This window comes from Nioella sp., assembly GCF_965215655.1.
Taxonomy (GTDB): domain Bacteria; phylum Pseudomonadota; class Alphaproteobacteria; order Rhodobacterales; family Rhodobacteraceae; genus Nioella.
The window spans coordinates 244,861-266,477 of sequence record NZ_OZ244111.1; the positions used below are offsets into that span (position 1 = coordinate 244,861).

Here is a 21,617-nt window from a genome sequence, read left to right on the forward strand (position 1 = left end):
GTCAGGTCTGACCGCTTTCGCACCCCGCACCATCCGGTAGCGGGGTGTTTTCTTGCGCCCTTCGCGCCGGGCTGACTGATCGTCACGCGATGCCAAAGAAAAACCCCCGGGCCGGGTGGCGCGGGGGCGTCGTTCGGGCGGCAAGCCGCCCCTTGGTTCGCAAAGCCTGAAGGGGGCTTAGAGCATCCCTTCGCGCTGCGCTTTCTTCCGAGCCAGCTTGCGAGCACGGCGAATTGCTTCGGCCTTCTCACGCGCTTTTTTCTCGGACGGTTTTTCGTAATGCTGCTTGAGCTTCATCTCACGAAAAACACCCTCACGCTGCAGCTTTTTCTTCAGAGCCCGGAGGGCCTGATCGACATTGTTGTCACGAACGCTAACCTGCATGTGGTTTTCACCACCTTTCTAAGTTGGAGTTGCAAGAATTTGCAGGAGGTGGCCGTTTAGCAAAAGCCCGGCTATATGTCCAGCATCTGCCACGCGTCCCGAAAGGAGACCCCGATGCAAGATCTGAAAGACCAAATTCTCGATGCCGCCCTGCTGCATGTCGTCTTTGACGGCTGGTCCGAAGCCACGCTTACCGCTGCAATCGCGGACATCGGCGCCGATGCGGGCGAGGCGCGGGCGCTGTTCCCGCGCGGGCCAGTCGACCTGGCGCTGGCGTTTCACCGGCGCGGCGATGACGCGATGGTCGCGGCGCTGACGCCCGAGGCGCTGGCGGGCATGAAGATTCGCGAGAAGATCACCCATGCGATTCGGCTGCGGCTGGAGCTGATGGAGATGGACAAGGAAGCGGTGCGGCGCGGCACGACGTTATTCGCCCTGCCCATTCATGCGGGCGACGGGGCGAAGGCGCTGTGGGAAACCGCTGACAAGATCTGGACCGCGATCGGCGACACCAGCGACGATTACAACTGGTACACCAAGCGCATGACGCTGTCGGGGGTCTATTCCTCGGTCGTGCTTTATTGGCTCGGCGATCACTCCGACGGGCACGAGGCGACCTGGGCCTTTCTGGACCGGCGGATCGAGGACGTGATGCGCTTCGAGAAGTTCAAGGCGCAGGCGCGGGACAGCAAGCTGCTGAAACCGCTGATGGCAGGGCCGGAATGGTTGCTGAGCCAGATCAAACCGCCCTCGAAAGGGGGCATGGCCGACATGCCGGGACATTGGGGCCGGGGTGACGGCCAGGGGGAAGGATAAGCGATGAACCTGCCAGAGACGATGCGCGCGGTGGAGATTTCGGAACCCGGCGGGCCGGAGGTGCTGCGCCCGGTGACAGTGCCGGTGCCCACACCCGGCGCGGGGCAGATCCTGATCGCCGTGGACTATGCAGGCGTCAATCGCCCCGATGCGCTGCAACGCGCGGGCATGTATGCACCGCCCCCCGATGCCTCGCCCTTGCCGGGGCTGGAGGCGGCGGGGACCGTGGCCGCCGTGGGGCCGGGCGTGTCGCAGTGGCAGGTGGGTGACACCGTGACGGCGCTGCTGCCCGGCGGCGGCTATGCGGAATATGTGCTGACCCATGCCGATCACGCGCTGCCGGTGCCGCAGGGCATGGCGATGGACCGCGCGGCGGCGCTGTGTGAAACGTTCTTTACCGTCTGGTCCAACGTCTTCATGCGCGGCGGGCTGCAGGCGGGGGAGCGGTTCCTTGTCCATGGCGGATCGTCGGGCATCGGCACGACCGCGATCCAGCTGGCGCGCGAATTTGGCGCGCGGGTCTTTGCGACGGCGGGCTCGGCAGACAAATGCGCCGCCTGCGAGGATCTGGGCGCAGAGCGGGCGATCAACTACCGCGAGGAGGATTTTGCGGAGGTGCTGCGCGGGATGGGCGGCGCGGACCTGATCCTCGACATGGTGGGCGGGCCCTATATTGCCAAGAACCTCAAGGCGCTGGCCGATGACGGGCGGCTGGTGCAGATCGCGTTCCTGCAAGGCCCCAAGGCCGAGGTGAACTTCGCGCAGCTGATGACGCGGCGGCTGACCATGACGGGATCGACACTGCGCCCGCAAAGCGTTCAGGCCAAGGCCCGGATCGCGGCGGAACTGGCGGCGAATGTCTGGCCGCTGCTGGAGGCGGGCAGGATCGGGCCGGTGATGGATTCCGAATTTCCGCTGGAGGACGCCGCCAGGGCGCATGCGCGGATGGAAAGCTCTGCCCATATCGGCAAGATCGTTCTGAAAGTCCGCTAGGGCGGCTTCGCCGACTGCGTCGTCGACCCCGGGGCGGCCCTCGTCAAGCCCCTCCGGGGCCCTCCTCGGGCCGCGTTGCCACGGGATAGGGGGGAGGCAGGTTTGGACCGGTGAGGTTTGTGACTGGTCCGTTTGTGGTGTTGGTTCCGTGGATTGTCACGGGGCTGTTTTGATACTGATTACCGGGCATGTGGCCCCGTCCTAGGAAGAAATCACTATGCTGCGCATTCTGAAAAATCCCGTTTTTGCCCGCCTCTTCACGGCGCAGATCGTGGCATTGCTGGGCACGGGGTTGTTGACCGTCGCCCTGGCCCTTCTGGCCTATGATCTGGCGGGCGATCGGGCGGGCACGGTTCTGGGCACCGCGCTGACGTTGAAGATGGTGGCCTATGTGGTTTTGTCGCCGGTGCTGGCCGCCGCATTGGCGCATGTGCCACGCAAGGCGGTGCTGGTGGGGGCCGACCTGATCCGGGCCGGCGTGGCGCTGGCGCTGCCCTTCATCGACGGGGTCTGGCAGATCTACGGGCTGATCTTCGTGCTGCAGGCGGCATCAGCGAGCTTTACGCCCGCCTTCCAGGCGACCATCCCCGATGTGCTGACCGATGAGGCGGACTACACCAATGCGCTGTCGCTGTCGCGGCTGGCCTATGACCTCGAAAACCTGCTCAGCCCGACGATTGCCGGGCTTCTGCTGCTGGTTGTCAGCTATTCCATGCTGTTCGTGGGCACCGTCGCGGGATTCCTGATCTCGGCGGCTCTGATCCTGAGCGTCTCTCTACCCTCGCGGAACAGCGGAACGCAGAGACCCTTCCGCGAACGGCTGACACGCGGGACGTTCATCTACCTTGCCACGCCCCGCCTGCGGGGGTTGCTGGCCCTGAACATGGCCGTCGCCGCCGTCATCGCCTTCGTGCTGGTCGATACGGTGGTCCTGGTGCGCGGCCGCTTCGGCGGAGGTGAGCGCGAGGTGGCCATCGCCATGGCGGCCTTCGGGGCCGGGTCGATGCTGGCGGCACTGGCGCTGCCCCGGTTGCTGGCCCGGCTGGCCGACCGGGCGGTGATGCTGGCGGGTGGGGCCGGGCTGGCCCTGATCGGGCTTGGCTATGCAGCGGCCTTGCGAGGGGACGGGCAAAGCTGGGGTCTGCTGCTGGCGATCTGGGCGGTACTTGGCCTGTGCAATTCGGCAGTGATGACGCCCTCGGGCCGCTTGTTGCGCCGCTCTGCCCATGAGGAGGACCGTCCGGCGATCTTCACGGCACAATTCGCGCTGTCCCATGCCTGCTGGCTGCTGGCCTATCCCGCGGCGGGGTGGCTGGGGCCGTGGCTGGGGCTTGAGACGACGCTGGCCGTGCTGGCCCTGCTGGCAGGCGGTTCGGTTCTGATGGCCATGCGGGTCTGGCCCGCCAGCCGCCCAGACGTGATTGAACACAGCCACCCGGATCTGCCGCCCGATCACCCGCATCTGCGCGCCCATGGCGGCGCTCGGCGGCATAGCCACCGGATCATCATTGATGACGAGCACCTGCACTGGCCATCGCAGGGCTAGGGGGCGGGGAACGCTCCCGCCCCTTGGGGGCCGTCACATGGACAGGATCTCGGCCACCTCAACGCTGCCGCCATCGTCAAGGATCGGACAGGGCGGCTCGTCGGGCCCGCCGGGGGGCTGGGGGAATGGGAAGCCTCCAGCGGGGGTATTTGGGCAAAGAAGAAAGATCAGGATTCGATCGCTTCAATCAGCGCGGGCAGGGCGGAGAGGTCGGGGATTTCGCGGAAGCGGGGATGGGTGTCGGGGGCATCCGCATGTTCCAGCTCCCATGTCAGGCCATGGGGCACATAGGTGCCGAAGGCCCCGGCCTCGATGGCGGGCACCACGTCGGATTTCATCGAATTGCCGACCATCATGGCGCTTTCGGGGCCAAAGCCGTGGCGGGCGAAGGCGCTCGCATAGATTGCAGGCGTCTTGTGCGAGACGATTTCGACGCCATGGAACAGATCCCCGAGCCCGGATTGTGCCAGCTTGCGTTCCTGATCCAGGAGATCGCCCTTGGTGATCAGCACGATCCGGTGACTTTTGGACAATGTCTCTACTGCCTTCTGCGCATGGGGCAGGAGGTGGATCGGGTGGCCAAGCATATCCTGCCCGGCGGCAAGGATTTCGGAGATCACGCTGGCGGGCACCTTGCGATCAGTGACCTCGATGGCGGTTTCGATCATCGACAGCATGAAGCCCTTGATGCCGAACCCGTAGCGGCCGATATTGCGCTTTTCCGCCTGCAACAGCCGGTCCATCAGGTGCTCGCGCTCGGTGTAGTCGGCCAACAGCTCGGCAAATCGGGTCTGGGTGATGCGAAAGAAGGTTTCATTCTGCCAAAGCGTATCATCCGCGTCGAAACCGATTGTTTGCAATTTGACCGGCATTCTACCCCCCTGATGCGTGATCGCGTGACAATCCCCCCCTTTTCTGCGAGGGGGAGCAGCTTATATAGTGACCCCTACCGAAACACTGCGACTCCCGGAACCCTGTGATGGCAATCGACATCCCGACATATCTGGCGGACAAGACTGCCCCCGGCAATGATGCCGACCTGCTGACGCAGACCAAGCCCAAGACGCAGCGGCCGCCCTTGTACAAGGTGCTGCTGCTGAACGACGACTATACCCCGATGGAATTCGTCGTGCATGTGCTGGAACGGTTCTTCGGGATCGGCCACAGTCAGGCGGTGGAAATCATGCTGACGGTGCATAAGAAGGGGTTGGCCGTTGTCGGCGTGTTCTCCTATGAGATCGCGGAAACCAAGGTGGCGCAGGTGATGGATTTCGCTCGCCGCAATCAGCACCCCCTGCAATGCACCATGGAGAAAGAGGAATAGCCGCCGGGCCGTTCCCTGACCTATGACCCCCGATCGTTGGACCCTCGCGCTGGAAGACGGCGACATGACCTGGCCGGAGGATGGCCCGGTTCTGGTGTTGCGCGCCCGGGCCGAGGCGGATTTTGACGCGCTTGGCCGCGACCGGGTGCAGACCGTGCAGGGCTTTGCCCCCGATCATGACCGGCTGGCGGCGCGCGGGCTGGATGCGCGGGTGGAGCCCGAGGGGGCGTTTGCCGCCGCGCTGGTGCAGATCGTGAAAAGCAAGGGCGAGAGCCTGTCGCTGGTGGCCGAAGCGCTGACGCTGCTCCGCCCCGGCGGGGTGATCGCTGTCGACGGGCAAAAGGATGAGGGGATCGAATCGATCCTCAAGGCGGTGAAGAAATTGCTGCCGCTGGACGGAACACTGTCCAAGGCGCATGGCAAGCTCTTTTGGCTGACCCGGCCTGAAACGCTGCCCGATGGCGTGGCCGACTGGATCGCGGAACCGGGCGAAACCGAGGATGGTTTCGTGACCGCGCCGGGCATGTTTTCGCCCGATGGGGCCGATCAGGGGTCCGAGGTTCTGGTGGCGCTGGTGCCGCAGCTCAAGGGCCGTGTGGCCGATCTGGGGGCGGGCTGGGGCTATATGTCTGCGGTGCTGCTGGACGAGCAGGAGAGCATCGCGGCGATGGACCTGATCGAGGCGGAATATGCCGCGCTGCAGGCCGCGCGGGCCAATGTGGACGATCCGCGCGCGCGGTTCTTCTGGGCCGATGCCACGGTGTTTGAGCCGGAAGAGCGTTATGATGCGATTATCTCGAATCCGCCGTTCCACACCGGACGGGCCGCGGACCCCGCGCTCGGACAGGCCTTTATCGCGGCGGCGGCACGGATGCTGAAACCCTCGGGGCAGTTCTTCATGGTGGCGAACCAGCATTTGCCTTATGAAGCGACGCTGAAAGCGCATTTCGGCACCGGCAAGCTGCTGGCGGAAATCGCGGGCTACAAACTCTATCAGGCGGGCAAGCCCAAAGGCTCGCGCCGGGGCTGAGGGACGAACGGAGACGGATCATGTCGCTTTCCATCCAGGGAAAAACGGCCATCATCACCGGCGCGGCAAATGGCGTCGGGCTGGCGATTGCCCGCCATTTCATCGAACGCGGTGCCAAAGTGATGCTGGCCGACCGGGACGAGACACGCCTTGCCGATGTTGTCGGGGATTTCGTGAAGGAAGAAAGCCGGGTGCGCTATTTCGCCGGTGATTTGCGGGAAAGGCTGACCGTGGCCAATCTGCTGTCGGCCACCATCGACGCCTTCGACCGGGTCGATATCCTTGTGAATGCGTCGCGCCAGGTGATGTCATCCGACCCGCTGGACCCATCCGACAAGACGGTCGAAACGCTGATGGAACAAAACATGTTCACGGCGCTGCGGCTGTCTCAGGCGGTGGCCAAGCGGATGATCGCGCAGGCAGAGGAAGATGGTGTCGAAGAGGGCCCGATCGGGGCGATCGTCAACCTGTCATCCATCGCCGCGCGGCGCACCCATCCCGATCTGCTGGCCTATTCGATCAGCGCCGCGGCGCTGGATCAGGCCACGCGCAGTCTGGCCGTGGCGCTGGCCCCGCACCGGATTCGCGTGAACGGTGTGGCCTTCGGGTCGCTCATGTCGAACAGCCTGAAGGAGTCGCTGAAGGACAATCGCGACCTGCGGCAGGAGATCAAGCATTGCACGCCCATGGGGCGCATTGCTTCGGCGCGCGAGGTCACGGGCGCGGTGCAGTTCCTGTGCTCCGACGGCGCGGCCTTCGTGACCGGCGAAGTGATCACCGTGGATGGCGGCCGCACCTTGCTGGATAGCGTCGGAACGGCGGCCCACTGAGGCGCAACCGATTGCCCGCTTTCTAACCCGCGATCTCGCGGCAGTGTGGCTGCTGCTGTCCCAGTTCGACCCAGCCGGATGGGCCAGGCGGGCCTTCCCACCCATTGGGGTACACGGTAACGAATTCCCAGCCATTCTCTGGCAGGAAGTCGAACAGGATGCTGCTTTCCCGCGTCAGGGTGCCCATGACCGGTCCGCCATATGCCTCCGGTGCAACCAGCAGCGGCAACTCCGGGCCGAGATAGCCGATACAGCCGCTGGCGGCGTCGACGGGGATTGGTAGCAACGCAAAGCGGCGCAGCTGGTTTAGCTCTGGCAATGTGGACAGGGTCTGAACCGACGTGTCCATATTACAGTCCAGCAGGTCTTCCATCTCGCGGATCAGGGCCACAGCCTCGCGGTCGCGCGGAGAGAGCACCACATCGGTCCCGGTGCAGTCCGCATTGTCGAAGATTGCCTGTCCAAGCGGGGAGGAGAAACAGTATCCGGCGCGGTCGAATATCAGGTTGCGGATGAACCAGGGTTCCTCGCAATAGGGCTCGTTTGCGAAAACCGGGCCTGACAGGCCAAGCAGGGCGAGCGCAAGGACAAGACGGGGCATGGCAATCCTCCGGTGCGATGTCTGTTGCAAGCATAGAGTACCGGCCCGATCAGTGCAAAACGCGCTGAAATCCCGCGCTTTGCACGCCGTGGACCGATAGGCTACCCGGCATACATCTCGCACTCGATACGTCCCAGGCCGACCGGTGCCCACCCCGCATCGCGCAGCGTTGACACGTCGTCCGGCTCGTTGATCAGTACGTAGTCCCAGATGCCTTCATTGAGGAAGATGAAGCCGACATTGTCACCGGGACGCAGTTCGCCGATCACGCGCGCATCTGCCTGCGGCGCGGCGCGCAAGGGCAGGACCGGGCCGGTATATCCGATGCACCCGCTTTCATGCTCAACCGGGGCGGGCACCACATCGGCATTCCGCAGATGTTCGAAATGGGCCAGATGTTCCAGCCGGGGGCTGTTGCTGTCGATGGCGCAGTTCAGCACCTCTTCCAGATCGAGGATATGATCTATGGCGGCGCGATCCCGCTCTGACAGGGTCACATCCGATCCGGTGCAGCCGGTGTTGTCGAACGTCGCACGCCCGAGCGGGGAGGCAAAGCAATACCCGGCCCGATCGAAGATCAGGTTGCGGGCGAACCATGGCAACTCGCAGAAAATATCGTCTGCAACGGCGGGAACCGGCATCAGGGCAAGCGCGGCACAAAGGGCAAATCGTTTCATCAATGACTCCGCTTCAAAAAGACCCGGGGCCAATCTAGCGCGGAGCCGGGCCAAGAAAAAACCCCCGACCGCAGGGCGACCGGGGGCTATTGCGCCAGATCCTCAAGGATCAGGGCTGTTCGTCTTCGTCGTCATCCCCGCCGGAGGGCAGGTTGAAGAAGCTGTCGGCATCCAGCAGGTCGCCCTTGTCGTCGTCCTCGGAATCATTGTCGGATAGCGAGAAGGTCTCCAGCCCCGAAATCGACGAGGGGATGCGCGGTTCCGTATCCATGCCGAGCGAGGTTTCGGTCGAGACCAGCTTGCGGCGTTCATCATCGCTCATGGCGCCGCCTTCACGGGCGGCCTTGGCGGCGGCCTTCTGCACGGCGGCATCAAGTTCGGACTGTTTGCACAGGCCAAGCGCCACCGGGTCGATGGGCTGCATGTTCGAGATGTTCCAGTGGGTGCGTTCGCGGATCGACTGGATCGTCGGCTTTGTGGTGCCGACCAGCTTGGCGATCTGGCTATCGGTCAGTTCGGGGTGGAACTTGACCAGCCACAGGATGGAGTTGGGCCGGTCCTGACGCTTGGACAGCGGCGTGTAGCGCGGGCCGCGGCGCTTTTCCTCGCCCACGGCGGCGGCGTAGAATTTCAGCTTGAGCTTGTGCGCCGGGTCTTTCTCGGCCGCGTCGATTTCATCCTGGGTCAGCTGGTTGTTGGCGATCGGGTCGAAGCCCTTGACGCCGGCTGCCACATCGCCATCGGCGATGCCCTGGACCTCCAACTCGTGCAGGCCACAGAAATCGCCGATCTGCTTGAACGAAAGCGTGGTGTTGTCCACCAGCCAGACGGCAGTGGCTTTTGCCATGATCGGTTTGTTCATCTCGGTCGCTCCTTCGCGAAAACAAATCTCCCTCGGGCCGTGACTCGGCTGGCGGGGCGGGCCCCGCTCTTCCTTATTGTAAGGGAGGTCGAGGCGTATATAAGCGGGAAGGCACGACTTGGGAAGGGTAAATGATCAGAGCATTCTTGGCATTTCTCATGCTGGCAGGCATGGCACGGGCCGACGGGGAACCGGCGGGGGATTTCGATTACTACGTCATGGCGCTGAGCTGGACGCCGTCCTGGTGCGCCATCGAGGGCGATGACAGGGATTCGCCGCAATGCGATCCGGGGCAGGGGTTCGGCTTCACGCTCCACGGGCTCTGGCCGCAATACGAAGACGGCTGGCCAGCCTTCTGCCCCACCGTCGAACGCAATCCGTCGCGCGGGATGACCAACGCCATGGCCGATATCATGGGGACGTCCGGCCTCGCCTGGTATCAATGGAACAAGCACGGGGTTTGTTCGGGCCTGTCGGCCAGCGACTATTACGCCCTGTCGCGGCTGGCCTACGAAAGCGTTGAACGCCCGAATGTGCTGCGCCAGTTGGACCGAGACGTGCGACTGCCCGCCGAGGTGATCGAAGAGGCATTCCTGGAGGCCAACCCGCAGCTGACAGACGACATGCTAACCGTCACCTGCCGCGCGGGCCGCGTGCAGGAGGTGCGCATCTGCCTGACCAGAGAGCTGGAGCCGCGCGCCTGTGCGCCCGACGTGGCGCGGGATTGCACCCTGACCGATGCGCTGTTTTCGCCGATGCGTTGACGCGGGTCAGGTCCGGGCGCTTCTTACGGGCACCAGGGCACCTCGCGCCCCGATCACCTGAGCAGCCACGGCGCATCCCGCATGAATGCTGTCCGTCAGGGATGCACCGGCCATGAATGCGTTGAGGAAACCACCGTTAAAGGCATCGCCGGCGGCGGTCGTATCGACCACGGCCGGGATTTCCGGCGGATGAACCGTTACCGGGGGGGACGACCCCTCGGACGCCATCACAGGGCCCGCCCCGTTCTTGACCACGACGCTTGCCGTCCCGGCTGCGCGGTAGCGGGCGAGTGTGGCCTCGGGCGAGGCATCGCCGAAATGGGTGGCCTCATCGTCGAAAGAGGGCAGGACAAGGTCAGAGAACGCAGCCGTTTTCATGATCTGGCGGCACATTTCCTCGGCGCTGTCCCACAGGCGCGGGCGGATATTGGGATCGAACGCGATCAGCACCCCCCGCGATTTCGCTTCGTGCAGCAGTTCAAGCAGCCGCGCGCGCCGGTCATCGTCCAGAATGGCCAGCGTAATGCCCGACACCAGCACCCAGTCACCGGACACAAGTCCCGGCAGGCGGTCCAGCCCGTCCGTCAGCCGCCGCGCGGCGGAATCCGAGCGCCAGTAGGAAAAGCTGCGTTCCCCGTTCGTCAGCGAAATCAGGTAGAGCCCGACGCTTTTGCCGGGCACCACCGACAACATCGGCTCGACCCCCGCCGCGCGGATGAAGCCTTCCATTTCAGCCGACACGGCGTCGTCTCCGATCGCCGACAGGAAGGCTACGCGGAGCCTATCCCCCGCCACCTGCCGTGCGTACCAGGCGCTGTTGAACATGTCCCCGGCGAAGCCCATGGCAAAGCGCCCGTCGTCGCCCGGTGCCATTTCCACCATACATTCGCCAATGGTCATCAGGGTGCGGGTCATGTGCCGGTCTCCTCGAAATAGGCCGGGTGGTCGCCCCGCAGCCGGTCCATGGCGCTTTTCACGCGGCCCAGATGCTGCTTCATGACCGTTTCCGCGCTGTCCCGGTTTTTCGCGCGTATGGCACGCAACAGGTGACGGTGGTCGTCCAGCGCGTCGGCGCTGCCGATGGCCAGCGACAGAAAGCGCACCCGGTCCATATGCGCCTTCTGCTCACGGATCAGATCCCATGCATAGCCATGCCCGGCAATCTCGCAGATGCGGCGGTGGAACCGGTCATCCAGCGCATGGAAACCGGGCCGGTCCCCGGCGGCGATGGCATGGTCCTGCGCGGCGATATCGGCGGCCAGATCATCCAGATCGGATGCGGTCAGGCGGGGCAGGGCGGCGTTCAGACAGGCCAGTTCCAGCGCCGTCCGGATGAAGGCCGCGCGCAGAACGGCGGTCTCTGATATGCGCGTGACCACGGTGGCCCGCTGCGGACGGACGGTCAGGAACCCCAGTTTCGACAGGCGAAAGAACGCATCGCGCACCGGCTGGCGAGAGACGTCGAGCGATCTGGCGATCTCGGCTTCCGAAATTTTCGAGCCCGGCGGCAGGTCCAGCGACACCACGGCGTCATGAAGCCGGTCAAAGACCATGTCCGTGGTGCTGGCTGGCTGGATCGGGGACAGGGGGGCTAGGGGCATCTGCTTCGGCTTTGACAGGTCTGATAGACTAGCATATTAGTTTGCGAAACACCGTTGCTCAAGGATGTATTCGCATGGCGCTGACCGACCCGGACCGCCTGTTTCCGCTCGATTCCGGTGCGCGCGGGCTGGCGCGGGCGCTTTACGACACAGTGGCCGATCTGCCGATCATCAGCCCCCATGGCCATTGCGATCCGGCGTGGTTTGCAGGGAATGACCGTTTCCCGAACCCTGCCGCGCTGTTTGTGATCCCCGACCATTACGTGTTCCGGATGCTGGTCTCGCAGGGCGTGCCGCTGGCCGATCTGGGTGTGCCCTCTGCCGATGGCCGCCCGGTGGAAACCGATCCGCGCGTGATCTGGCGGCGCTTTGCCAGCCATTTTCACCTGTTTCGCGGCACCCCGTCGGCCCTGTGGCTGAACCACGCGTTCGAGCATGTCTTCGGGCTGACCGAGCCCCTGACCGCCGACACGGCGGACGCCGCCTATGATCGGATCGAGGCGCTGCTGGCGACAGATGCCTACCGGCCCCGCGCCCTGTTTGACCGGTTCGGGATCGAGTGCCTCGCCACCACCGACAGCGCGCTGGATGATCTCTCGTCCCATTCCGCCATCACCGCCAGCGGGTGGTCGGGGCGGGTCATTCCCACTTATCGGCCCGATACGGTTGTGGACCCCGAGACACCGGGCTTCGCATCCCAGATCGACCGCCTTGGCGCGCTGACAGGCGAAGACACGCGCACATGGCAGGGGTATCTTGCCGCGCATCGCGCCCGACGGGCCTATTTCAAGCGGCACGGCGCAACCGCCAGCGATCACGGCCATGCCAGCGCCCGCACCGCCGACCTGCCCGTGGCGGAGGCTGCTGCGCTGTTTCAAAAGGCGCTGACCGGTCAATGCACGGCAAAGGAAGCGGATCTGTTCCGGGGCCAGATGCTGACCGAGATGGCAAGGATGAGCCTTGAGGATGGGCTGGTCATGCAGATCCACCCCGGATCGTGGCGCAACCATTCCGGGCCGGTCTTTGCGCAGTTTGGCCGCGATCGGGGCTTTGACATCCCCATGCGGGCGGATTTTGTCGGCGGGCTGAAACCGCTGCTCGATGCCGTGGGGATGGAGCCGGGCCTTGCGATCATCCTGTTCACACTCGACGAAACCACCCAAGGCCGTGAGCTTGCGCCCCTGGCGGGCGCCTATCCGGCCCTGAAACTGGGGCCGCCCTGGTGGTTCTATGACAGCGCCGAGGGGATGCGCCGCTTCCGGGAAGCCACGACCGAGACCTGCGGGTTTTACAACACCGTCGGGTTCAACGACGACACCCGCGCCTTTTGCTCGATCCCCGCCCGCCATGACGTCGCCCGCCGCGTGGATTGCGCCTATCTGGCGACGCTGGTGCGCAGCGGGCGATTGCGCGAAACCGAGGCGTTCGAGCTGGCCCATGACCTCAGCTACCGGCTGGCGAAGGAGGCCTACCGCCTGTGACCCATCCCCGTCTGTCGCGCAGTACCCCTGCCGCCCCTGTGGGCATTGTCCATCTGGGCCCCGGTGCCTTCTTCCGTGCTTTCAACGCCGTATATACGGCTGACGCAATGGCCCGTGATGGTGGCGATTGGGGGATTTGTGCGGTCAGCCTGCGCAGCCCTGACGCGCGCGATCAACTGACGCCGCAGGGCGGGGCCTATACCGCCGTGTCGCTTGGTCCGGACGGGCCTGCGCCGCGCGTCATCCAATCTGTGTCAGAGGTCTTGGTCGCCCCGGAAGACCCTGCCGCCGTGCTGGATCGCATGACCGCCCCGGCAACGCGGATCGTCTCCCTGACGATCACCGAGAAGGGCTATTGCCACAATCCGGCAAACGGACAGCTGCGACGCGATCACCCCGACATTGTCCATGACCTGGCAAATCCCGCGCACCCCCGCAGCGCGCCGGGATTTCTGGTGGAGGCCCTGGACCGCCGTCGCCGTGCCGGCACCGCGCCCTTTACGGTGCTGTCTTGCGACAACCTGCCCTCCAACGGTCATCTGGCGCGGGGCGTGGTTCTGGGTTTTGCCCAAGCCCGCGACCCCGATCTTGCCGATTGGATCGCACAGCAGGTGAAGTTCCCGGCGACGATGGTGGACCGGATCACACCCGCAACCACGCCCGAGGATATCGAGCGGCTGGCCGCGCAAACCGGTTATCACGATCCGGCCTGTGTCTGGCACGAACCGTTCCGCCAATGGGTGATCGAGGACGACTTCACCGACAACGCCCGCCCAGGCTGGGACGCGGGTGGGGCGCAGTTCGTGCGCGATGTGTCGGCTTTCGAAGCGATGAAACTGCGCTGCCTGAATGGCACCCATTCGGCGCTGGCCTATCTGGGCTACCTCGCCGGATACCAGACGATCAGCGATAGCGTTGCGGACCCGGATTTCGCGGCTCTGTGCCGCAAGCTCTGGCGGGACGAGATTTTGCCGACGGTGCCGCAACCAGAGGGCGAAGACCTCGCCGCCTATACCGATGCCCTGCTGGCCCGCTACCAAAACCCGTCGATCCGGCACCGCACCTGGCAGATCGCCATGGATGGCTCGCAGAAACTGCCGCAGCGCATTCTGGGACCGTTGGCGGAGAACTTGTCCGCCGGTCGCCCGGTGCCGGGACTGGCGCTCGTGGTGGCGGCCTGGATGCGCTATGTGGGCGGTGTGGATGAGGCGGGCCAGCCGATTGACGTGCGTGACCCGCTAGCGGATCATCTGCGTGCTGTTTCCGACGGGGCCGCTGACCCCGCCGCCAAGGTCGCCGCGCTTCTGGCGGTCGATCAGGTCTTTGATCCGGCGCTTGCCGGGCATCCTGCGTTCCGCGAGATGGTCACCCGCGCCTATCTCGGCATCTGTCAACACGGCGCAGCCGCCAGCGTCGCGGGCTATATCGCCTGATCAGGCGTCAGTCACCCAGTATTTCCCGCAGAATCTCACTGAACAGCGCCGTGCCCGGTCCGATCAGATCGTCGGGAAAGTCGTAGTCGGGATTGTGCAGGTCGGGGCCGTCCTTCCCCGCCCCAAGCAGGATGAAGGCGCTTTCCGTCCCGGTGGCCATTGCGAACCGGCCGAAATCCTCTGACGGGCGCATCGGCAACAGGCCCGGCCCCGTGGGCAGACCCGCCCGCGCCCCGGCCCGGCGGACGATCTCTGCCGCGACAGGGGTGTTCGTGCAGGCCGGGAAGATGTCGTGATAGTCGATGCACAGGGCCAGGTCGCCCGCGGCGTCCTGCGCCATGGTTTCGGCCTCGGCGACCAGCCGCTCCATGCGCGGATCGGTCAGGCTGCGCAGGGTGGCATAAAGTTCGGCCTCTCCCGGTGCGATGCCAAAGGCCGGTTCACCAAGCCGTGCGTGGCAGATGGTGACAAGAGCAAACTCCGGGTCGGTCAGATCTTTGCCTTGCGACAGGCTGGGCATTGTTTGGATCAGCCGCGCGAGGGCAGGGGCGGGGGACAGCCCCGTTTCGGGTTGCGAGGCATGGGCCGTGCGCCCCGTCAGCCGCACCCGCATTCCGCGCGACGCGCAGCTTGCCGGACCGTCCACCACGCCCACATGGCCAAGCGGCATGCCGGGGAAATTGTGGATGGCGAAGGCATAGTCGGGCCTGAGATTGGCAAAGCCCGGATCGGCCACCACCCGCGCCGCGCCTTCGCCGGTTTCCTCGGCGGGCTGGAACATCAAAAGAACCGACCCCCGCGCGGGCCGCTGGCGCCCCAGTAAGCGCGCCATGCCTGCCAGAATCGTCATATGCCCGTCATGCCCGCACAGATGCCCCTTGCCGTCGATTTGCGACCGGTGGGGGTGATCCGACAGCTCCTGTATCGGCAGCCCGTCCAGCTCACATCGCAAAAGCACGCGCAGGCCGGGCTTCCCGCTGTCATAGAGCGCCGCAACCCCGTGTCCGCCAAGCCCGGTGACGATCCTGTCCGGCCCCGTCGCGGTCAGTGCCGCTTGAACGGTCCGCGCGGTCTCGGCCTCATCGCCCGATACTTCAGGCCGCTGGTGCAGGGCACGGCGCCAGTCGGTCAGGTCCGCAAGGTCGGAATTGGTCAGTCTGAGGTCCATCATGGGGCCATGTTTGCGCCGTGCCCTGCGTCGGGGCAAGGGCAGATCGGGCATGGACATTCACAGCACAAAGGGGAACCCTGCCGCCACAGCATCGGACCCGGACGACATGCCCAAATTCAACCTCAAACATATCGAAGCCTTCGTTCATGTGTCCGATCTGGGCAGCTTCCGGCGGGCGGCGGCCCGGCTGAACACCACGCAGCCCAATATCTCCAACCGCATTTCCCAGCTGGAACACCACCTGCGCCTGACCCTTATGGACCGCGACTCGGGGTCCGTGCGTCTGACGCGCGAGGGGCGGCAACTGCTTGGCCCTGCCCGGCGCATTCTGGCCGCCGTGGACGGGTTTCTGGAGGCCACGGGCGATGGCACGGTGTTTGACGGGCTGTTGCGGCTTGGCGTGACCGAACTGGTGGCCCAGACATGGCTCCGGCCCTTCCTGATCCAGATGAAAGACCGGTTTCCCGCCGTCGATGTGGAGCTGACCATCGACCTGTCGGAGAACCTGTCCAATCTGCTGTTCGCGCGAGAGATTGACCTCGCCTTCCAGAACGGCCCCTTCGACCAGCGCACACCCAATACCGAGCCTCTCGGCCAATCGCCCTACATCTGGGTCGCGGCCCCCGCCCTGGGGTTCCCCACCGGCCCGGTCGCATCGGACCAGATTGCGCGGCATCGCATCCTGACCCATGCGCGCGGATCCTATCCTTTCACTCAGCTTGACGCGCATTTCCGACAGATCGAACAGCCGGCTCGGCTGGTGCCCTCGTCCAATATTGCTGCCTGCCTGCAAATGGCCAATGACGGGTTGGGCGTGGCCTGCGTGCCCGCGTTGATGGCGGCTGAGACGCTGGCCGCCGGGCGGTTGCAGGTTCTGGATTATGACTGGCACCCGGAAGACCTGCACTTCGCCGCTCGCTGGCTGATCGATCCGGCCCCAACCTTCCTGGTCGCGGCGGTGGCGATCGCTGCGGGGCTCTACCCGCCGGAGGATCACGATTAGTTATCCAATCCATATGATCATTCGATTTTTCCAAATACTTCCGGTCGGCTATCCTGTGCCCGTCACGTAAGCGGAGGTCAAAATGGGCGAGTCGTACAGGTTGGGGGCCGATATTGGCGGCACCTTCACCGATCTGGTGCTGGAAGGGCCGGGCGGGCGGTTTTCCACCAAGGTGCTGACCACCTATGCCGCGCCTGAAAATGCGATCATCGAAGGGATGCACCGTGTCTGTGACAAGGCCGGGGTCGCGCCTTCTGCGATTGCGCAGGTCATCCATGGCACGACGCTGGCCACTAACGCGCTGATCGAACGGCGCGGGGCCAAGACGGCGCTGATTACGACCGAGGGTTTTCGCGATGTGATCGAAATGCGCACCGAAAGCCGGTTCGAACAGTATGATCTGAACCTGAAGCTTCCTGATCCACTCCTGCCCCGCAACCGCCGCTACACCGTGCGTGAGAGGCTGGATGCCGAGGGCGGCACGCTGATCCCGCTGGACCGGGCCGAGGTGGAAGGCCTTGCCGATGACCTCCGCGTAGCGGGTTACGAGAGCATCGCCGTGGGCCTGCTGCATTCCTATGTGAACGACGCCCATGAACGGATGATTGCCGAGGTGCTGGCCGAGAAACTGCCGGGCGTCATGGTCTCGCTCTCGTCGCAGGTCTCGCCACAGATGCGCGAATACGAGCGCTTCAACACGACCATCGCCAACGCCTATATCAAGCCGCTGATGAAATCCTATCTCGGGCGGCTGAAAGGACGGCTGGCCGATGAGGGCGCCGATTGCCCGGTTTTCCTGATGCACTCGGGGGGCGGCATCATCGACATCGACACTGCGGCGGATTTCCCGGTGCGGCTGGTGGAATCGGGCCCCGCCGGGGGCGCGGTCTTCGCCGCCGATATCGCCGCGCGGCATGGGCTGGACAAGGTGCTGTCCTTCGACATGGGCGGGACCACCGCCAAGATCTGCCTGATCAAGGCCCAGACACCCAAGACCGCCCGTGTTTTCGAGGTGGCCCGCAGCTATCGCTTCAAGAAGGGCTCCGGCATGCCGATTTCCATCCCGGTGATCGACATGGTCGAGATCGGGGCAGGGGGCGGATCGCTTGCCCATGTGGACGCGCTGAACCAGATCCGCGTGGGGCCGGAAAGTGCAGGCTCCGAACCCGGCCCCGCCTGCTACGGGCGCGGCGGCGACAGGCCCGCGGTGACGGATGCCGACCTTGTACTGGGCAAGCTTGACCCCACCCATTTTGCCGGTGGCTCCATTCCGCTCTACCCTGATCGGTCCGAGGCGGCGCTGAAGGCCCATCTTGCCGACCGGCTGGATATGGACGCAACCGAAGCCGCCTTTGGCCTCGCCGAAGTGGTCGATGAAAACATGGCCAACGCCGCCCGCGTCCATGCGGTCGAAAACGGCGAGGACCTGTCCACCTACACCATGATCGCCTTCGGAGGTGCGGCCCCGCTGCATGCGGCGCGGCTTTGCGAGAAGCTCGGGATCGACCGCTGTCTGGTGCCCGTGGGCGCAGGCGTGGGCTCGGCCATCGGCTTCCTGCGCGCACCGTTCAGTTTCGAGGCCAATCGGTCCGTCTTTACCAAGATGTCGGGTTTCGACCCGGCCCGCGTGAAGGCGCTGTTCGCGGAAATGGAGGAGGAGGCGCGCAGCTTCGTCCGCTCCTGCGATGCCAACGCGGACATCCTGACCGACTACAAGATTTACATGCGTTACGCAGGTCAGGGCTGGGAAATTCCCGTGCCGCTGACACCAGAAGAGGCCGCCGATCCAGATGCGGCAACGTTCCTGAAACGCTTCGAGGAAGACTACACCCGCCTTTTCGGCCGCTCCGTCGACGGGATGGAGGCCGAGATCACCGTCTGGTCGGTGAATGCCTACACGCCCGTTCCCCCGGTGGACCGTATTGCGCCCGCCGAAACCGCTGAGGCTCCCGCCGAGCGGGGCACCCGCGATCTCTTCGACCCGGCGCTGGCCAAACGCACCCGCGCCGCGATCCACCCGCGCGCCGACCTGCCTGTCGGGGCCACCGTTCAGGGCCCCGCTGTCATCACCGAGGACGAAACCACCATCGTCCTGCCCACCAGCCGCAACGCCACCGCGCAGCCCGATGGCTGTATCGACATTCGCGCGAAGGAGCCCCGCCATGACTGAGCTCAGCAAAGTCGCCTACCAGGTCATGTGGACACGTCTCATCTCGGTCGTGGAAGAACAGGCGCAGGCGCTCGTGCGTACCGCCTTTTCCACCTCCGTCCGCGAGGCGGGGGACCTGTCCGCCGGGGTCTATAACGACAAGGGCGAGATGCTGGCCCAGGCCGTCACCGGCACGCCCGGCCATGTCAACGCAATGGCCGATTCCGTTGGTCATTTCATCCGCCGCATCGGGCGGGACACCATGGCAGAGGGCGATGTCTACATCACCAACGACCCGTGGGAGGGCACCGGCCACCTGCATGACATCACCGTGGTGACGCCCTCTTTCCACAAGGGCCGGCTGATCGGCTTCTTCGCCTGCACCGCGCATGTCACGGATATTGGCGGTCGCGGCTTCGGGGCGGATGCGAATTCCGTCTACGAGGAAGGGCTCTACATCCCGATCATGCGCTTCGCTGACAAGGGAGAGGTCGACCGCACTCTGCTGGCCATGATCCGGGGCAATGTGCGCGAACCTGATCAGCTGGTGGGCGACCTCTACGCGCTGGCCACTTGTAACGAGATCGGGCATCGGCGGCTCACCGACATGATGACGGAGTTCGGGCTTGCCGACCTCAATGGCATCTCGGACTTCATCCTGACCAATTCCCGCCAGGCCACGCTCGACCGCATCAACGCGCTGACGCCCGGCACGGCGGACGGCCATATGCGCATCGACGGTTATTCCAAACCGATTGACCTCTGCGTGAGCCTCAGCATCGAAAAGGACCGCATCCTCTGTGATTGGTCAGGCACCAGCAGCGTGGACCCCAAAGGCATCAACGTGCCGCTGGTCTACACCAAGGCCTATGCCTGCTACGCGCTGAAATGCGCCATCGCGCCCGAGATCCCGAACAATGCAGCGAGCCTCGCGCCCTTCGAGATCACCGCGCCCGAAGGCAGCATCGTCAACGCCCCGCACCCCGCGCCCGTCGCGTTGCGCCACGTCATTGGACACATGGTGCCCGACACGGTCTATGACGCGCTCGACAAACTGCTGCCCGACACGGTGCCCGCCGAGGGCGCAGGGTGCCTGTGCAACTTCCAGATCAGCCTGCGCCCCCGCAGCGGCGCCCCCGCGCCCGCCCATGCCCGCAGGGCCGAAGTGCTGATTTTCAACTCCGGCGGCTCCGGCGCGCGGCCCACGCTCGATGGAATGAGCGCCACCGCCTTCCCCTCGGGCGTCATGACCATGCCGGTGGAAGCGACCGAGCAGGTCGGCCCGGCGATCATCTGGCGCAAGGAGTTGCGGCCAGACAGCGGCGGCGCGGGCAAATATCGCGGCGGGCTTGGCCAGTTCATGGATGTGGGCGCGCGCGAGGGACACGAGTTTGACTTCTCCGCCATGTTCGACCGCGTGAACCACCCGGCCCGAGGCCGTCGCGGCGGCGCAACCGGCGGCCCCACGACGATCGGGCAGGATGACGGCACGCCGATGAAGGGCAAGGGCAAGCAGTTTGTCCCCCATGGCCGCGTGGTGCAGATGGGCTTCCCGGGCGGCGCGGGATACGGCGATCCGGGCCAGCGCCCCCGCGAAGATGTGCTGAGAGACCTTGCCCACGGCTTCATTTCGCCCGAGGCTGCGGCAGAGCATTACACCCTCGACCGGGCCGTGATCGACGACACTCTGGCCCGCGCCAAACGCGGAGACATCTTCTGATGATGCCAAAGGGATTTTCTGAGGCCCCGTCGCGCGACAGCTATGATGTGGTCATCATCGGTGGCGCGATCATGGGGTCGTCTCTCGCATGGTGGTTGACCGAGAGCGCAGATTTCGATGGCACCGTGCTGGTCGTGGAACGCGACCCCAGTTATCTGTGGTGTTCCACCGCCCACACGAATTCCTGCATCCGCCAGCAGTTCTCGACAGAACTGAACGTCCGCATCTCTCAGTTCACCGCCGCGTTCATAAAGGACCTGCGTGCCAATATGGGCGGCGATGAACGGGTGCCGAACCTCTCTGTCCAGAATTGTGGCTACCTCTATCTGGCCGACACCGAGCCCTTCGCGGACGTGCTGCGCGCCAACCAGAAGGTGCAATTGGCCGCCGGAGCCGAAACCCGCCTACTGACGCCCGATCAGATCGCCGCCGCATACCCGTTCTATGACCTTGATGGGATCGTGCTTGGCAGTATCAACACAAGGGACGAGGGCTACTGGGACGGCGGCACGCTCTTCGAATGGTTCCGCCGCAAGGCCCAGGCTGGCGGGATCGAGTATGTGCAGGGCGAAGTGACCGCCATGACACGCGCTGGGGGGCGCATCGACAGCGTGACGCTGGCCAGTGGTGACACCATCGCCTGCGGGCAGGTGGTGAACGCCGCCGGTCCCCGAGCCGCGCGTGTGGCGGACATGGCAGGGTTACATCTGCCAGTTGAACCGCGAAAACGCTACACATGGATCTTTACCGCCGAAACACCGCTCGACCGGGAATTGCCGCTGACCATCGACCCTTCGGGCGTGCATGTGCGGCAGGACGGGCCAACGACCTATCTCGCGGGCAGCAAGGGCGACCCGGACCCGGCCGCCGACCCATCCGATTTCAGCATGGATCACGGTCTGTGGGAAAACCATGTCTGGCCTGCCCTCGCAACCCGCATTCCGGCCTTTGAATCGATCCGCATCGTCACGGAATGGACCGGGCACTACGCCTATAACACGCTCGACCAGAACGCCGTACTCGGCCCGCATCCCGAGGTGGAGAATTTCCTGTTCATGAACGGCTTCTCCGGCCACGGGCTGCAACAGTCGCCCGCCATGGGACGGGGGCTTGCCGAATGGATCACAAATAACGAATACCGCAGCCTTGACCTGACGCCCTTCAGCTACGCCCGCGTGGCAGCGGGCGAAGCGATGGTCGAAGGCGCGGTCATCTGACATTGCAGGAGACCA

The 21,617-nt window shown here is 64.8% G+C and carries 21 protein-coding genes; 13 read left to right on the forward strand and 8 right to left on the reverse strand.

Features of this window, described 5'->3' with window-relative positions:
* Positions 1-177: 177 nt before the first annotated feature.
* The gene (gene rpsU, locus ACOOEX_RS01255; protein WP_071673777.1) at positions 178-384 is read right to left on the reverse strand and encodes a 30S ribosomal protein S21; all 207 of its coding nucleotides are present in this window, start codon (positions 382-384) and stop codon (positions 178-180) included.
* 114 nt (positions 385-498) lie between these two features.
* On the opposite strand from rpsU, the gene ACOOEX_RS01260 reads away from it, so the two are divergent.
* The 3 genes from ACOOEX_RS01260 (at position 499) to ACOOEX_RS01270 (ending at position 3,739) form a co-directional block, all read left to right on the forward strand.
* Positions 499-1,200, forward strand: a complete 702-nt coding sequence (locus tag ACOOEX_RS01260; RefSeq protein ID WP_420396773.1) for a COQ9 family protein — start codon at positions 499-501, stop codon at positions 1,198-1,200.
* Between the two features lie 3 nt (positions 1,201-1,203).
* On the forward strand, positions 1,204-2,193 hold the full coding sequence (locus ACOOEX_RS01265; RefSeq protein ID WP_420396774.1) for an NAD(P)H-quinone oxidoreductase: 990 nt from the start codon (positions 1,204-1,206) through the stop codon (positions 2,191-2,193).
* A gap of 217 nt (positions 2,194-2,410) precedes the next feature.
* Entirely contained in the window at positions 2,411-3,739 is a 1,329-nt protein-coding gene (locus tag ACOOEX_RS01270) for an MFS transporter (RefSeq protein ID WP_420396775.1), read from the forward strand.
* Positions 3,740-3,906: 167 nt separating this feature from the next.
* On the opposite strand, the gene ACOOEX_RS01275 is transcribed toward ACOOEX_RS01270, so the two are convergent.
* The gene (locus ACOOEX_RS01275) at positions 3,907-4,611 is read right to left on the reverse strand and encodes an HAD family hydrolase (RefSeq protein ID WP_420396776.1); all 705 of its coding nucleotides are present in this window, start codon (positions 4,609-4,611) and stop codon (positions 3,907-3,909) included.
* Positions 4,612-4,718: 107 nt separating this feature from the next.
* Between ACOOEX_RS01275 and clpS the strand changes: the two genes are divergently transcribed.
* The 3 genes from clpS to ACOOEX_RS01290 all read left to right on the forward strand — a co-directional run bounded on the left by clpS (position 4,719) and on the right by ACOOEX_RS01290 (position 6,923).
* Entirely contained in the window at positions 4,719-5,063 is a 345-nt protein-coding gene (gene clpS / locus ACOOEX_RS01280) for an ATP-dependent Clp protease adapter ClpS (protein WP_071691286.1), read from the forward strand.
* A 64-nt stretch (positions 5,064-5,127) separates the two neighbouring features.
* The gene (locus tag ACOOEX_RS01285) at positions 5,128-6,093 is read left to right on the forward strand and encodes a methyltransferase (RefSeq protein WP_420396777.1); all 966 of its coding nucleotides are present in this window, start codon (positions 5,128-5,130) and stop codon (positions 6,091-6,093) included.
* A 20-nt stretch (positions 6,094-6,113) separates the two neighbouring features.
* A complete protein-coding gene (locus ACOOEX_RS01290; RefSeq protein WP_071691284.1) occupies positions 6,114-6,923 on the forward strand; it encodes an SDR family NAD(P)-dependent oxidoreductase in 810 nt (269 codons plus the stop codon).
* Between the two features lie 22 nt (positions 6,924-6,945).
* Here ACOOEX_RS01290 and ACOOEX_RS01295 read toward each other — a convergent pair whose 3' ends face one another.
* The 3 genes from ACOOEX_RS01295 to ACOOEX_RS01305 all read right to left on the reverse strand — a co-directional run bounded on the left by ACOOEX_RS01295 (position 6,946) and on the right by ACOOEX_RS01305 (position 9,063).
* Entirely contained in the window at positions 6,946-7,524 is a 579-nt protein-coding gene (locus ACOOEX_RS01295; RefSeq protein WP_420396778.1) for a YARHG domain-containing protein, read from the reverse strand.
* 101 nt (positions 7,525-7,625) lie between these two features.
* On the reverse strand, positions 7,626-8,201 hold the full coding sequence (locus ACOOEX_RS01300) for a DUF4453 domain-containing protein (protein ID WP_420396779.1): 576 nt from the start codon (positions 8,199-8,201) through the stop codon (positions 7,626-7,628).
* Positions 8,202-8,310: 109 nt separating this feature from the next.
* A complete protein-coding gene (locus tag ACOOEX_RS01305; RefSeq protein ID WP_420396780.1) occupies positions 8,311-9,063 on the reverse strand; it encodes a DUF1013 domain-containing protein in 753 nt (250 codons plus the stop codon).
* Positions 9,064-9,194: 131 nt separating this feature from the next.
* Here ACOOEX_RS01305 and ACOOEX_RS01310 point away from each other — a divergent pair, with 131 nt between their 5' ends.
* Positions 9,195-9,827, forward strand: a complete 633-nt coding sequence (locus ACOOEX_RS01310) for a ribonuclease T2 family protein (protein ID WP_420396781.1) — start codon at positions 9,195-9,197, stop codon at positions 9,825-9,827.
* Between the two features lie 6 nt (positions 9,828-9,833).
* On the opposite strand, the gene ACOOEX_RS01315 is transcribed toward ACOOEX_RS01310, so the two are convergent.
* Positions 9,834-10,742 (reverse strand): sugar kinase, encoded by a 909-nt coding sequence (locus ACOOEX_RS01315; protein WP_420396782.1) that lies wholly within the window; start codon positions 10,740-10,742, stop codon positions 9,834-9,836.
* A complete protein-coding gene (locus ACOOEX_RS01320) occupies positions 10,739-11,428 on the reverse strand; it encodes a GntR family transcriptional regulator (protein WP_420396783.1) in 690 nt (229 codons plus the stop codon). The genes ACOOEX_RS01315 and ACOOEX_RS01320 overlap by 4 nt, the downstream gene beginning before the upstream one ends.
* Positions 11,429-11,502: 74 nt before the next feature.
* Here ACOOEX_RS01320 and uxaC point away from each other — a divergent pair, with 74 nt between their 5' ends.
* On the forward strand, positions 11,503-12,909 hold the full coding sequence (gene uxaC, locus ACOOEX_RS01325; protein WP_420396784.1) for a glucuronate isomerase: 1,407 nt from the start codon (positions 11,503-11,505) through the stop codon (positions 12,907-12,909).
* On the forward strand, positions 12,906-14,342 hold the full coding sequence (locus ACOOEX_RS01330) for a mannitol dehydrogenase family protein (RefSeq protein WP_420396785.1): 1,437 nt from the start codon (positions 12,906-12,908) through the stop codon (positions 14,340-14,342). The genes uxaC and ACOOEX_RS01330 overlap by 4 nt, the downstream gene beginning before the upstream one ends.
* A gap of 7 nt (positions 14,343-14,349) precedes the next feature.
* On the opposite strand, the gene ACOOEX_RS01335 is transcribed toward ACOOEX_RS01330, so the two are convergent.
* Positions 14,350-15,513, reverse strand: coding sequence for an amidohydrolase (locus tag ACOOEX_RS01335; protein ID WP_420396786.1), 1,164 nt, complete (start codon positions 15,511-15,513; stop codon positions 14,350-14,352).
* A 106-nt stretch (positions 15,514-15,619) separates the two neighbouring features.
* On the opposite strand from ACOOEX_RS01335, the gene ACOOEX_RS01340 reads away from it, so the two are divergent.
* From ACOOEX_RS01340 to ACOOEX_RS01355, 4 genes are all read left to right on the forward strand, one after another.
* Positions 15,620-16,516, forward strand: a complete 897-nt coding sequence (locus ACOOEX_RS01340; RefSeq protein ID WP_420396787.1) for a LysR family transcriptional regulator — start codon at positions 15,620-15,622, stop codon at positions 16,514-16,516.
* An 82-nt stretch (positions 16,517-16,598) separates the two neighbouring features.
* Complete coding sequence (locus ACOOEX_RS01345; protein WP_420396788.1) at positions 16,599-18,686, forward strand: hydantoinase/oxoprolinase family protein; 2,088 nt, start codon at positions 16,599-16,601, stop codon at positions 18,684-18,686.
* Positions 18,679-20,385 (forward strand): hydantoinase B/oxoprolinase family protein, encoded by a 1,707-nt coding sequence (locus tag ACOOEX_RS01350; RefSeq protein WP_420396789.1) that lies wholly within the window; start codon positions 18,679-18,681, stop codon positions 20,383-20,385. Before ACOOEX_RS01345 ends, ACOOEX_RS01350 begins: the two co-directional genes overlap by 8 nt.
* Positions 20,385-21,602, forward strand: coding sequence for an NAD(P)/FAD-dependent oxidoreductase (locus tag ACOOEX_RS01355; protein ID WP_420396790.1), 1,218 nt, complete (start codon positions 20,385-20,387; stop codon positions 21,600-21,602). The genes ACOOEX_RS01350 and ACOOEX_RS01355 overlap by 1 nt, the downstream gene beginning before the upstream one ends.
* The last annotated feature ends 15 nt before the right edge of the window (positions 21,603-21,617 follow it).